14 protein-coding genes are annotated in these 13252 nt (G+C 61.3%); 10 read left to right on the forward strand and 4 right to left on the reverse strand.

What is annotated here, in order from left to right; translation table 11 throughout:
- Positions 1 to 87: 87 nt before the first annotated feature.
- Genes F6A13_RS01485 through F6A13_RS01500 form a run of 4 tightly spaced genes read right to left on the reverse strand, consistent with a single transcriptional unit; the run spans position 88 to position 4634 of the window.
- Complete coding sequence (locus F6A13_RS01485) at positions 88 to 1245, reverse strand: pyridoxal phosphate-dependent aminotransferase (RefSeq protein ID WP_113526304.1); 1158 nt, start codon at positions 1243 to 1245, stop codon at positions 88 to 90.
- Positions 1242 to 3350 carry a 5-histidylcysteine sulfoxide synthase gene (gene ovoA, locus F6A13_RS01490; protein WP_126604560.1) on the reverse strand — a complete coding sequence of 703 codons (2109 nt, stop codon included), beginning with the start codon at positions 3348 to 3350 and terminating at the stop codon, positions 1242 to 1244. Before ovoA ends, F6A13_RS01485 begins: the two co-directional genes overlap by 4 nt.
- A gap of 44 nt (positions 3351 to 3394) precedes the next feature.
- Complete coding sequence (gene trmL, locus F6A13_RS01495; protein ID WP_113526306.1) at positions 3395 to 3910, reverse strand: tRNA (uridine(34)/cytosine(34)/5-carboxymethylaminomethyluridine(34)-2'-O)-methyltransferase TrmL; 516 nt, start codon at positions 3908 to 3910, stop codon at positions 3395 to 3397.
- A 10-nt stretch (positions 3911 to 3920) separates the two neighbouring features.
- Positions 3921 to 4634, reverse strand: a complete 714-nt coding sequence (locus F6A13_RS01500) for a ComF family protein (RefSeq protein WP_126604559.1) — start codon at positions 4632 to 4634, stop codon at positions 3921 to 3923.
- 111 nt (positions 4635 to 4745) lie between these two features.
- On the opposite strand from F6A13_RS01500, the gene bioF reads away from it, so the two are divergent.
- The 10 genes from bioF (at position 4746) to F6A13_RS01550 (ending at position 13223) form a co-directional block, all read left to right on the forward strand.
- Complete coding sequence (bioF, locus tag F6A13_RS01505; protein ID WP_126604558.1) at positions 4746 to 5915, forward strand: 8-amino-7-oxononanoate synthase; 1170 nt, start codon at positions 4746 to 4748, stop codon at positions 5913 to 5915.
- Entirely contained in the window at positions 5912 to 6667 is a 756-nt protein-coding gene (locus F6A13_RS01510; protein WP_113526309.1) for an alpha/beta fold hydrolase, read from the forward strand. Before bioF ends, F6A13_RS01510 begins: the two co-directional genes overlap by 4 nt.
- 2 nt (positions 6668 to 6669) lie before the next feature.
- Positions 6670 to 7548, forward strand: coding sequence for a malonyl-ACP O-methyltransferase BioC (gene bioC, locus F6A13_RS01515; RefSeq protein ID WP_113526391.1), 879 nt, complete (start codon positions 6670 to 6672; stop codon positions 7546 to 7548).
- On the forward strand, positions 7545 to 8249 hold the full coding sequence (gene bioD / locus F6A13_RS01520; protein WP_126604557.1) for a dethiobiotin synthase: 705 nt from the start codon (positions 7545 to 7547) through the stop codon (positions 8247 to 8249). Before bioC ends, bioD begins: the two co-directional genes overlap by 4 nt.
- Before the next feature lie 113 nt (positions 8250 to 8362).
- Positions 8363 to 9259: a protease HtpX gene (gene htpX, locus F6A13_RS01525; RefSeq protein ID WP_113526311.1), complete on the forward strand. Its 897-nt coding sequence runs from the start codon at positions 8363 to 8365 to the stop codon at positions 9257 to 9259.
- 46 nt (positions 9260 to 9305) lie between these two features.
- Entirely contained in the window at positions 9306 to 10031 is a 726-nt protein-coding gene (gene aat / locus F6A13_RS01530) for a leucyl/phenylalanyl-tRNA--protein transferase (protein ID WP_225981903.1), read from the forward strand.
- 2 nt (positions 10032 to 10033) lie between these two features.
- Positions 10034 to 10744 (forward strand): arginyltransferase, encoded by a 711-nt coding sequence (locus tag F6A13_RS01535; protein WP_126604556.1) that lies wholly within the window; start codon positions 10034 to 10036, stop codon positions 10742 to 10744.
- Complete coding sequence (locus tag F6A13_RS01540; RefSeq protein ID WP_113526313.1) at positions 10741 to 11520, forward strand: ABC transporter permease; 780 nt, start codon at positions 10741 to 10743, stop codon at positions 11518 to 11520. Before F6A13_RS01535 ends, F6A13_RS01540 begins: the two co-directional genes overlap by 4 nt.
- Before the next feature lie 6 nt (positions 11521 to 11526).
- The gene (rnt, locus tag F6A13_RS01545; RefSeq protein ID WP_012536046.1) at positions 11527 to 12132 is read left to right on the forward strand and encodes a ribonuclease T; all 606 of its coding nucleotides are present in this window, start codon (positions 11527 to 11529) and stop codon (positions 12130 to 12132) included.
- Between the two features lie 74 nt (positions 12133 to 12206).
- A complete protein-coding gene (locus tag F6A13_RS01550; protein WP_126604555.1) occupies positions 12207 to 13223 on the forward strand; it encodes a CDP-6-deoxy-delta-3,4-glucoseen reductase in 1017 nt (338 codons plus the stop codon).
- The last annotated feature ends 29 nt before the right edge of the window (positions 13224 to 13252 follow it).

A 13252-nucleotide genomic window follows, 5' to 3' on the forward strand; every position in this document is an offset into this window, starting at 1 on the left:
CCTCCGCTCGGTGGAACGTATTGTAGGGTAGGGCAAGCCGTTCCGATACCGTCGTCGGGGCGGTTTCCTGTGGAAAGTTCTCCGGGACTAGCGGTGCAAGGCCTGTCGCAAGTGCCCCAGCCCTTCTTCCAGGATGCTTCGGGGGGTGGCGAAGTTCAGTCGCAAGAAACCCTCACCACCCGGCCCGAAACTGGGCCCGGGATTGAGGCCGAGACCTGCTTGCAGCAGACGCCGCGCCAGCGTCTCGTCGTTGCCGTAATGATGCACGTCCAGCCAGGCGAGGTACCCGAACTCCGGTTGCCGATAGCCGACCTCGGGTAGCTCCCGCATCAGGTATTCGCTGATGAAACGGGCGTTGTCCGCCAGATAACCGCGCAACGCGGACTGCCATTCCGCGCCGTGCCGCCAGACGCCGGTCATGGCGGTCAGCGCGAAGAGGTTGGTGTGCTGAATCTGACTGCGCCGGACCTCGGTCAGAAAGGTACGACGCAGCCCAGCGTCGGGGATGACGCTGACCCCGCCGCCCAGTCCCGCCAGATTGAAGCTTTTGCCGGCAGAGGTCAGGAGGATCGAGCGCGGGAAGCGGCTGGGGAAAGGGCTGTGCGGATGCTGACTGAGGTCGGCATGGATTTCATCGCTGACCACCACGCAGTCGGCATCGGCGCACAGTGTGCCCAGTCGTTGCAGTTCTTCCGGTGTCCAGACCCGCCCCACCGGGTTGTGGGGCGAGCAGAGGATCAACAGTTTCGCCCGCTGGACGGCGATTTCCAGGGCATCCCAGTTCATGCGGTAATGGCCGGTGTCATCCGCGATCAGCGGGGCCAGCAGCAATTTCCGCCCGTTGTCCTCCACTGCAGTCATGAACGGCGGATAAATGGGCGGCATGACGATGATCGCTTCGCCCGGCTGGGTGAAGGCCCGTACGGCTGCGTAAAGGGCGGGAACGACACCGCTGATGCAGGCGATCGCGTCGCTTTCCGGCCGCCAGTCATGGCGTCTGGCCAGCCAGTCGGCGGCGGCCTGCAACATGGTCCCTTCATTGCCCGGATAACCGAAAATGGGGTGATTCAGGCGTTCCTGCAAAGCGGTGATGACCGTGTCCGGTGCGGCGAAATCCATGTCCGCCACCCACATGGGCAGCACTTCAGCGCCAAAGCGTTCTGCGGCACCATCCCATTTGAGGCATCCAGTTCCGCGTCGTGGAATGACCCGGTCGAAGTCGACGCCGCCCCGTTCCGCGCTCATAAGCGCTCCCAGATGGTCACCTGCGCGATGCTGTGCTGATATTTGCGCGCCGTTTCGCGGATGACGAAGGGCAGATCCTGCGGACTGCCATCGCGTAGACGGAATGGCCCGGACAAAATTTCCCGCAGGGCGTCGAAGGTGCTCAGATTCTCTCCATCTCGTTTGAAACCGCCGAGCCACTCCGACCGCGCGGTGTATTCTTCCAACCAGGTGTAGGGCGACGTGATGACCAGCAAACCGCCGGGAAGGATGCGGTCGGCGATGTCCTCCAGAAATTTGCGGGGGTGGTGCAAGCGGTCGATGAGGTTGGCCGCCACCACCAGATCATAATCCTTGTACAGGGGCTTCAGATTGCAGGCGTCGGCCTGAAAGAAGTGGACCCGGTTTGCAGCCCCGGTTAGCCCCAGGGTGGCGAGATCCGCCGTTTGATAGCTTTGCAGTTCACCCTCTTCAGTCAGCGTGTAGGAGAAGTGCCCGCGCTCGCGCAGTTGCACGCCGACGCTGATGAAGCGTGCGGAGAAGTCGAGGCCGGTGACTTCGGGGCAGTGCCTTGCCAGTTCAAAACTACCGCGGCCTACGGCACAACCGATGTCCAAAGCGCGACGTAACGGCTTGCCGGCCATAGCCTCCACCGCGATTCCCACGACCTCTACCGCAAAATTGGCCACCCCATAGTACTCGCGCCCATAGTGAAATTCCGCGTATTGAGAGACCAGGGCGTCACTCTCATAGACCGGTACCTCAGGCAGTGCATTGGGCGAGGCCACATAACGGAATCCCGCGTGCTGGAAGAAATGGCGGCGGAAGGCGTAGCGAGCCTCTCGCTGCATTTCGTTGCCGAGGCTGATGAATGAGCCGCCCTTGAAAAGATTGTGCTGCTGGTCGAAGGTGGGCACCGTGAAGTCATCATAAACCGGATGCACCTCGAAACCGGGAAAGGGATAGATGGGCGTCGCGGTCCATTGCCAGACGTTGCCGACCACATCGTAGAAATCTCCCTGTTTGAATTGATCTACGGGGCAGGGCGAGCAGCCGGCGGCGAGCCCGATATTGCCAGGCACCGCGTCATCCCAGGCATCACAGTCCGCCAGTCCACTGAGCTCACGCAGACGCCGCCACTCATCCTCGCTGGGCAGGCGCAGGCTCTGACGGGTCCCGGCCGATTTCCAGCGGCAGAAGGCGTCGGCTTCCAGTGCGTTCACCTCCACCGGCCAGTTCCACGGCATGGGGCGCTCCTCCGCGATCAGGCGCAGCCGCCAGCTGTCCTGATCCGGGACCCAGAAAGTCGGGTGCCGGGCCTGGCTGAAGCGGCGCCAGCGATCGCCCTCCGCGGTCCACCAGCGGCTGTCGCTGTAGCCATCCTGCTCCACGAAAGCCAGAAACTCCTGATTGCTCACCAAAAAGCGGGAGGCATGAAAGGGCTGTAGTGCCGCCTGATGAAGGCCATATTCATTATCCCAGCCATAACGGGGATCGGCGCGTTCTTTGCCCAGACGGACGGCGCCGCCCGCTACGGCCTGCAGGATATTATCCGGCGCGGCCCCTGCGGGGGTCCAGGGACGGAAGGCTTCTACGGGGCGGACGCGGGACAGGGGCAATTGCCGTATGAGCACCGAACTGGTCTCCAGATGGATGTTTTCATGCTCCATTCCCATGAGGATCACCCACCACGGCGAATCCCAGGTGATGGGCAGGGACAGGGGCATCTCGCCGATCAGACCGTCCACCAGTTCCCGCACCCGCTGCCGGTACTGACGGACGTCATCGACGGAGGGCCAGTCATAATGGGTTTCGTCCAGGTCGTCCCAGGACATTTCATCGACGCCGACCGCAAAAACGGACTCTAAACGCGAATCGAGACGCCGTCCGATCAGACCGGCTACCTGGAGTTTGTTTACATAGAAGGTGGCGCTATGGCCGAAATAGAAGATCAGGGGATGACGCAGGGGAATGGCCTTCTCATACCACGCCGCCGGTTCTGCCAGGTGATCGAAAAGCTGTTCATACAGCGAAAAAGTCTCGTGAAAGGTCCTGCGAATCTCTTCCCGTTTTTGCTCTGCATGCTCGCCGTCGAGACGGAGCGCAGCGATACGTGTACGCGCCATGGATTCCCCCTGTTATGAGCTTTTGGTGTCTCGGACCGATCAGTTTACCACAGGATACCATCTGATCCCGTGCCCCGGGGTGAACGTAGACCGCCGCAATAGTCCATCTGCCGCCAGGCCTCGAAGACCGCGACAGCACAGGCGTTGGACAGATTCAGGCTGCGCTGGCCGGGGCGCATGGGCAGGCGCAGTACCTGCGTGGCGGGCAGACTGTTCAGGAGGTCGGCAGGCAAGCCGCGGGTCTCCGGGCCGAAAAGCAGCGCGTCGCCGGGCTGGTACGCAACGTCGTGATAGAACTGCGTTCCCTTGGTGCTGAATGCAAAGACGCGCGCATCGCCTAAAAATGCCCGGCAGCTCGCCCAGTCCGCATGGCGATGCACTTGCGCGAACTCGTGGTAATCCAGCCCGGCGCGGCGCAGGCGGCGGTCGTCCCAGGCGAAACCCAAGGGCTCGACGAGATGCAGGGTGGCTCCGGTGTTGGCGCAGAGGCGGATGATATTGCCGGTATTGGGGGGTATCTCCGGCTCATACAGGATGACGTGCAAAAATGACTCAAGCATCCATGGACTCTCAGAGGGCACGGGCGAGCACCCAGACGTCGATGCGCTGTACACCGGCATCCCGCAGGGTGCTGGCAATCCGGGCGGCGGTGGTGCCGGTCGTCAGTACATCGTCGACGATGGCGACATGGTCCGGTACGCTGGCACGCAGGGCAAAGGCTGCATCCAGGTTCTCCCGCCGGGTGGCCGCGCTCAGTCCAAGCTGATGGCCGGTACTGCGGCGCCGCCATAACGCACCAGGGATGACCGGGATTCTCCAGCGTTTGCCCCAGTGGCGGGCGAGCAGCATGGACTGGTTGTAACCGCGTTCGCGCAGGCGCCGGCGATGCAGGGGCACGGGCAGCAGCGCTTCCGGGCGGGACGGCGGATATTCGCCCCAGGCACTGGCCCAGGCGTCGGCCAGAGGTCTGGTCCAGTCCAGACGCTGCTGAAACTTCCACGCGATGATGGCGGTGTTCAGGGGTTCGGCATAGATAAACGGGGTATAGACATGGTCATAGGCGGGGGCTTCCACCGAGCAGACCGGGCAGTCCCCATTGTCCAGCAAAGGTAGCGCGCAATAGCTGCAACGCTCGGCGGGCAGACGCGGCCAGTCGCCGAAGCAGTCGGCGCAGAGCGGAGCGCCAGGCGCACCGCAGGCACGACAGCGTTCCGGGAAGAGCCAGTGGTTAAAACGCCCCGCTGCGTCATATAGCCGGGACAGGTGTGGAAGAATCCGTTGCAAGAAGTTCCTTGGGTTGTTTAGCCATCTGGCAGGGCGAGTGTTATCACCGGCTACGATTCTCCCGCTCCAGCACTCCATTGACAAGGCACAGGCCCCTCCCTATAAGAAGCTATGCATAGCAAACGGGAAGAATCATGGCGCGCTGAATTGTCTGCCTTGCGTGCGCACGACCTCTGGCGGGAGGTGCAGGTCCTGCACCCTGCGCCGGAGCGCGGGCCGCCCACTTTTGTGGGGGCGCAGGGCGAACCGCTCCTGTCCTTCGCCAGTAATGATTATCTGGGCCTGAGCGCAGAGCCGGCCTTACGTGATGCCGCCATCGCCGAGATTCGGCAGAGTGGGGTAGGGGCTGGTGCCGCGCCCTTGCTCGGTGGCGAGCGGCCCGCCCATGCCGCGCTGGCGGACGCCCTGGCCCGCTGGCTGGGAGTGGAGGCGGTGCTGCTCTTTGGTAGCGGCTATCTGGCCAATCTGGGGGTCATCTCCACGCTGGTCGGACGCGGTGATCGTGTCTACGCCGACCGCCTCAACCACGCCTCTCTGGTGGACGGGGTGCGTCTCTCCGGCGCGCGCCTGCATCGCTACCGGCATGGCGACATGACCCATCTGGCGCAATGGTTGGAACGCGGCGGCCGGGGGCAGCCCTGGATCATTACGGACGGGGTGTTCAGCATGGATGGTGACATCGCCCCGCTTCCTGAACTCGCCACCCTGGCACAACGGTATGGCGCAGGGATCATTCTCGACGAGGCCCATGCCTTTGGAGTGCTGGGGACGGAGGGGCAAGGCACCGTGGCGCACTGGAACATGGACGTCCATGGGGTAGACGCCATCATGGGCACGCTGGGTAAGGCCTTCGGTGTTTACGGCGCCTTCGTGGCGGGGAGTCAGGACTTGGTGGATCTCCTACGTAATCGCGCCCGTAGCTTCATCTACCATACCGCCCTGCCCTCCGCCCTGGCGGCCGCCGCCCTCGCCGCGCTCGACCTTTTGCGGAATGGGGATGCCCGGCGCGAGCGCCTGACGCAGCACCGGCAGCATCTGCGTGCGCAAGTGCCCGATGCCCCCTGGTTGGCCAGCGAGACACCTATTCAGGGTCTCCTGCTGGGCGATGCGCGACGGGCGCTGACGGTCAGCGCCCAATTGCGCCGTGCCGGCCTTTACTGTCCGCCAGTACGGCCACCGACGGTGCCTGCCGGTAGTGCCAGGCTGCGCATCACCCTCAGTGCGGCGCACAGTCGGGATGATATCGAGCTTCTGGCTACCGCGCTCCGGGAGGTCCTATGAACTGGGCGCGTCAGGTCAGTGGTCAGGGACGTCCGCTGGTGCTGCTCCATGGCTGGGGGATGGAAAGCCGGGTCTTCGCTTCCTGGCGGCCCCTTCTGGATGTCCATTTCACCTGCATCAGCTACGATCTCCCCGGTCACGGGCAGACGCCCTGTGCGCCCTCCGGTCTGGCTTGGTCCGCCAGTCTGGAGAGTCTCCGCCAGATGCTTGCTCAGGAGGCCCCCAAGCCTCTGTTGCTCGGCTGGTCCCTCGGGGGCTTGTTGGCCCTGGGTATCGCCTTGCAGCACCCTGAATTATTGGCGGGACTGGTGCTGATCTCCAGTTCCCCCGCCTTTTGCCAGCGCCCCGACTGGTCTCCGGCCATCCCTGCCGCGACTCTGGAGGATTTCGCGCAACGCCTGCGCGAAGATCCCCAGGGTACCCGGCGGCGCTTCCTCGCCCTGCAAGTGTTGAACGATCCACAAGGACGCCGCGCTCTGGAGGGCCTCGGCGCCTGGCCCATGCCGGATCAGGTTTGTCTTGCCGATGGGCTGGGCCTGCTGCGGGAGGTGGATTTGCGCAGCCAGCTGAGGAGAATACCCATACCGGTGCATATCGTGCATGGGCGACAGGATCGGATCGTGCCCGTCGGCGCCGGTGAATATCTCCACCAGCATCTGGCCGGCAGCCGGTTTACCCTCCTGGAACAGGCTGGTCACGCCCCTTTTCTGTCTCAGCCCGAAGCCTGCGCCAACGCGCTGCTGGAGACCTAGTGGTGAGTTCCGGCAATCCGTCCTTTTTCATGGAAAAACGCGCCGTGCGGCGGGCTTTCGAGCAGGCAGCGGCCGGGTATGAGACCAGTGCCGTCCTGCAGGATCAGGTCGGCGCGCAGCTCATCGAGCGACTGGACCTCGTCAAGCTGGAACCCCAATGGATACTCGATATGGGCAGTGGTACCGGCTTGCAAAGCCGCCGTCTCAATCGCCGTTATCCCCGTGCACGACTGCTCGCCCTGGATCTGGCGTCGAACATGTTACAGCAGGCCCGGCGTCGTAAAGGCTGGCGTCAGCGCCAGTATTTCTGCCAGGGCGACGCGGAAGATTTGCCACTGGCGACGGCCAGCATCGACCTGCTCTACGCCAATATGTCCATGCAGTGGTGCAATGATCTGGATCAGGTGTTACGCGAGTTTGCGCGGGTGCTGCGTCCCGGCGGCCTGCTCATGTTCAGCACCCTCGGTCCGGACACCCTCAAAGAACTGCGTCACGCCTTTGCGGCGGTAGACGACCAGTCCCATGTCAGTCACTTCATCGACATGCATGATATTGGCGATGCCTTGGTGCGTCAGGGCTACGAAATGCCGGTCCTGGATGTGGAACATTATCAGCTCACCTATGCGGCGGTAGACGATCTCCTGCGGGATCTGCGGAATATCGGTGCCACCAATGCCGCCGCAGGTCGCGCCCGCGGTTTGCTCACCCCCCGTCGCCTGCAGGCACTGCGGCAGGCCTACGAGGGTTTTCGCGCCGACGGCCGCCTGCCTGCCACCTATGAAGTCGTCTATGGACATGCTTGGGGCGGGGGCCCCCACGCATCCCCGCGTGAAGACGGCGGTATCGTTTTTCCTCTCACGCGGCTGCGACGCCGTCCATGACCGGGGAGCATCCTGCGCCGCGTCGGCATGCGGGTCCACTGCGAGGACTATTGGTTACCGGTACCGATACGGGCGTCGGCAAAACCGCTGTCACCGCTGCCCTCGCCCACAAATGTGCACAGCACGGAATGCTGGTGGCAGCCCTCAAACCCATTGTTTCGGGAGTCGAGGCCGACGGTACCTGGGAGGATGTGGAAATCTTGCGCGCCGCCAGCCAGCCCCCGCGCAGTGTTGCCGAAACGGGTCTCTACGCTTTCGAGCCGCCAGTGGCGCCCCACTGGGCGGCACGTCAGGCGGGTGTCACCGTCGAGCGTGAGCGGGTAGCGGCTTTCGTCCGGATGCAATCCGCAGCGATGGATTGTGTGCTGGTGGAGGGCGCCGGTGGTTTTCTTTCCCCATTGGGCGATGACTGGGGTGTTGCCGAACTGGCCGGGGATCTGCAATTTCCTGTGCTGTTGGTGGTGGGCTTGCGACTCGGTGCCATCAACCACACGCTGCTGAGTGTCGAAGCCATCCGCGCACGGGGACTGCGCTTGGCCGGGTGGGTAGCAAACACCCTGAATCCCGCAGTCGCGGTGGGCACACTGGAGACCTTGCAAGGGCGGCTGGCGGCGCCATGTCTGGGGGCGTTGCCTTACATGCCACACTGGTCTCCCGCCATCCTGAGCCCTTGCCTGTCCCTTCCTGATGTCCTGTCTTGATGTTAGACTGCTTCTGCATTGTCATAAAAAACAAAAGGCAAGCGGCCGCGATGTCAGGGTGGAAATTCAGTCGTCGCGGTAAGGTCGGTGTATTCTGATGGAGCGTGCGTGTCATGAAATCATTCAAGAGCATACTGCTGTTGGTGGTGACGAATCTGCTGATATTCGTCAGCCTGTCGATCAGTTTTACTATTCTAGTCAACTTCATTTTGCCGATCTTCGGTGTCGACCTCCGCGGATCGGTGAGTGGCGCGGACCTGCTCTGGGCGCTGCTGATCGGTTTCGGCGGTGCCTTTGTTTCGCTGTTGATGTCGAAACATCTGGCGCGCGCGGGCCTGCAGATGCAACGCATCGATGCGCCGCAATCGGCCAAGGAGCAACTGGTATACGATTCAGTGGCACAGCTTGCCAATCGTTTGGGTATTCGCATGCCGGAAGTCTGGGTGTACTGGAATGATGAGCCCAACGCCTTCGCCACCGGACCGGGGCGCAACCACAGCATGGTGGCGGTCAGCAGCGGTCTGGTCAATCTCCTCGGCGACAATGAGGTGCGGGCGGTACTGGCCCATGAGATGGGGCACGTATACAATGGCGACATGGTGAGTACCACCTTGCTGCAGGGGCTGATGAATACGTTTGTATTCTGGTTGTCCATGCTTGCCGCGCGGCAGTTTGATGACCGGCCCATGGTTGCTTTTGCGGTATCCATAGTGCTGCAGATCGGCCTGTCTTTCCTGGCGCTGATTCCCATCACTTGGTTTTCGCGCCGTCGGGAATTCGCTGCGGATCGTTTTGCCGCCGAGCAGGTGGGCGTGGCCCCGATGATCTCGGCCCTGCAAAAACTGCAGCGGGGCGCGGAAGCCCTGCATGTGGTGCATGATGTGGTGCGTGATCCCATGGCGACGGCCTACATTTCCGGAAGCTGGCGCGGCTGGTTTGCCACCCATCCCAGTCTGGAGGCGCGGGTGGCAGCTCTGCGGGCATTGCAAAACGGTTATAGTTACCAGTAGTTGGTAACGCGATGGAGGAATTGGTCTTTGATGCAACCAGGAGGCAGTGCAGTTGCGCCCTGAGGGCGTCCGTCCGGTCCTCCTGCAACGCCATGACCGGTCAGCCCCCTTCCCCGACCCGGAGCAGGCCGACGGCAACCTAGTCGCCATCGGTGGCGATTTGTCCAGGGAGCGCTTGCTCCGGGCCTATGCCCACGGCATCTTTCCCTGGTTCGGTGAAGAAGACCCCATTCTCTGGTGGTCACCTGATCCCCGCGGTATTCTGGAGCCCCCGGCGATACACGTCAGTCGCAGTCTGCGCAAATCCGCCCGTAACCGTGACTGGCAATATCGCATGGACAGCGATTTTGCCGGTGTCATCGACGCTTGCGCAGCGCCGCGCCCAGGGCAGGGAGATACCTGGATTACTCCGGCGGTACGGGCCGCCTACCTGGATCTGTTCGCGGCCGGAGCAGCACATTCCCTGGAAGTCTATCAGCAGGACCGCCTGGTCGGGGGGCTTTACGGCGTAGCCCTCGGTGGACTTTTTTTCGGGGAGTCCATGTTCAGTCGGGTGCCCGACGCCTCCAGGCTGGCTCTTGTTCTACTGGCGCGTCATCTTCAGCACTGGGGCTTTGGCCTGATCGATACCCAGTTCATCACCCCGCACCTGCAGAGCATGGGCGCGCGGGAAATACCCCGCCGTGATTTCCTGCGCGCCGTTGCTGATCTGCGCACCCAGCATACGCATGCAGACTGGAACATCTTGTTACCGCTGCCCGGGATGTTTTAATCATGGCCTTTTATTTGTCCGCCTTGCAGAAGTGCCCTTACCTGCCGGATCAGGAAGAACTCCTGGTGCTCAGCGATCCTCGGGAGATGGTGGGCAGCGCCCAATATGACCAACTTCTGCAGAAAGGATTCCGGCGCAATGGTCCGGTGGCCTACCGCCCGATGTGCCCGCAGTGCGATGCCTGCATTTCCGTGCGCATCCCCGTTGCGGAGTTCCGGCCAGATCGTGGCCAGCGGCGCACCTGGGCATGCAATCAGGATATACGGATACGGGAACAACCCCCCCACTGGGAAGCCGCCCACGCACGTCTCTTCGCCGAGTATCAGTGTTCGCGGCACCCAGGGGGTGGCATGGACGAGCATGCGGATCGCCTGTACCGGGAAATGATCGTCGAGAACGGCGGCGTGGATGCCCGCCTCCTGGTCTTTGAGCAGGAAGGACACCCGTTGGCGGTGGCACTGGTGGACGTGCTCGGCGGTGGCGTCTCTGCGGTTTACACCTTTTATACCCCAGATCTGCCGCAACGCGGCCTGGGTATTTTTGCTATCCTCAGCCAGATTGAATGGACCAGGAAGTTGGGCCTTCCCTATCTTTATCTGGGCTATTGGGTCGCCAACAGCCCCAAAATGGACTATAAAAAGCGCTTTCGCCCCCTGGAGGGTTTTGTGGCGGGCGACTGGCGATTGCTGACAGAGGCGTTCAAACGCGGATGAACAGTGCCGCACCGGACATTTTCAGCACCTTTTCACCGTGGACCATGGCGGGGGTGACCGGCCTCCTCGGCAGTGCCTGGGCCTTGTCGGCCTGGCAAAAGCTGGGGGTGGGCAAAGAACTTCTGTGGTCGGCGGCCCGGGCGACGATTCAGTTGGGGATCATGGGGTTTTTGCTGGGTTGGCTGTTCCGCCAGCATCAGCCGTTTTTTCTGGTACTCTTTCTGATAGCCATGATCCTGATGGCCGGTCGTTTCAATCGTAAGCGCGGTGCCGGTATCCCGCACGCCTATTGGATCGGGGTGATCAGCATCACGGTGGCGACTGCGGTCACCCTCGCTTGGATGCTCCTTTCCGGATTGGTTTTCTGGCGCGGCGAATCATTGGTCCCCATTGGCGGCATGATTATCGGCAATGCAATGAACGCCGTATCGCTGGCACTCAACCGTTTGCGCAGCGAGGTGGACCAGCGTGAGGCGTTGTTGCTGGCCATGCTGGCGCTTGGTGCCACGCACCGTCAATCGATGCGCAGCCTGTATAGTATGGTGGTGCGCAGTTCCCTGATTCCGACGATAGACAGCCTGAAAAGCGTCGGTATGATCCATATTCCAGGAATTACCGCAGGAATGATTCTCGCGGGTATGGCGCCCCTTGCCGCAGTATCCATGCAATTGGTGGTAATGGTGATGTTGACAGCCGCTGTTACCTTGAGTGTTTCCACCGCGGTTTTGCTGGCTGCACCGCGTGCGCTGGTTTTTTCACAACAGATGGAGGAGTAACTTCTGATGGCGGCTTTGGCCGGACGGTTTCGCGGCTTTTTGCCGGTAGTAGTCGATGTGGAAACGGCAGGATTTGACTCTGAACGTAATGCGTTGCTGGAAGTGGCTGCGATCATCATCGGTGGCGAAGTGGGGCAGTTGCGGCCCGTAGCCACCCACCACTTTCAGGTCCAGCCCTTTGCCGGCGCGGTGCTTGACCCGGCAGCACTGGCGTTTACCGGTATTGATCCCTTTCAGGCACTGCGCGGCGCTGTTTCCGAGGAGGAAGCCCTGCGCGGAATTTTCAGGCCGGTGCGCACTGCTGTAAAGGTGGCTCAATGCCGACGTGCCATTCTCGTGGGGCACAATGCCGCTTTTGACCTGTCCTTTATCAAGGCAGCAGAAAAACGGACCGGCGTCAAAAACAATCCCTTTCATCTTTTCAGTACCTTCGACACCGTTAGTCTGGCCGGATTGGCCTATGGTGAGACCGTGCTGGCCAAGGCCGCCCTGGCAGCCGGTCTGGACTGGGATCATACCCAAGCCCATTCGGCACTCTATGATGCGCGCCAGACGGCGGAATTGTTCTGCCGGATCGTGAATCGCTACGATCTCAACCGGGAGTATCCGTGAAGCGCGGCCATCACGCCGCGCATCTGCTAGAATGCCCGCCGAAACATTTTTAATCGTTACGAAAGGATGTGCTCATGACTTACCGCCTGCGCATTGAACCGAGCGGCCACGAGATGGATTGCGACAGAGATGAAACCATCCTGGAGGCCGCTCTGCGGCATGGTTTTCATATCCCCTACGGTTGTCGCAATGGTACCTGTGCGACCTGCAAGGGACGTATTCTCAGTGGAGAAGTAGATTACGGGAAGGTGGAGGAAAAGATTTTGTCGGCCGCCGAGAAGGATGCGGGCCTGGCGCTCTTCTGCCAGGCAATACCCCTGTCCGACGTGACGATAGAAGTCCGGGAGATCGGGGCCACCAAGGATATCCAGATTAAAACACTGCCGTCACGGGTAGCAAGAATCGTCGATTTGGCACCCGATGTGCGCGCGGTTTTTCTAAAAATTCCGACTACGGAGCGTCTCCAGTTTCTCCCTGGACAGTATATCGACATTCTCCTGAAAGACGGTGGCAGACGGGGTTTTTCCCTCGCCAACATACCCGGTGAAGATGCGCTCCTGGAGCTGCACATCAAAAGAGTGCCTGGCGGTGTCTTTACCGGGCATGTATTCAGTGCGATGAAGGAAAAGGACATCTTGCGTTTCGAGGGACCATTGGGCACTTTTTTTATTCGTCAGGAATCCACCCGCCCTTTACTGATGGTCGCTACCGGCACCGGTTTTGCACCCATCAAGGCGATGCTCGAGTCGCTCTTTGCGCAGGGCTGCATACGTCCGATCCATTTTTATTGGGGTGTGCGCCATCCGGAGGATTTTTATTATCAGGATTTGCTGAGGGAATGGCAGGCACGTCATGACCATTTTCAGGTAACCAGGATAGTATCCCGTCCCGATGCTTCCTGGTCCGGAGCAACCGGCTATGTTACGGCACAAGTGATCCATGACTTTCCGGACGCGAGCCTGCTCGACGCCTATATTTGTGGGCACCCGGACATGGTGTTTTCCTTAAGCGCCGCTTTACAGGGAGCCGGATTGAATCCGGAACACATTTATGCAGATGCGTTTGTATTTGCCAAAGCAAAAACAAGCTGACATAATTATTAAATTGGCGAGGGGTTCTG

It is taken from the genome of Acidithiobacillus sp. 'AMD consortium', assembly GCF_008926505.1.
Lineage (GTDB): Bacteria > Pseudomonadota > Gammaproteobacteria > Acidithiobacillales > Acidithiobacillaceae > Acidithiobacillus > Acidithiobacillus ferridurans.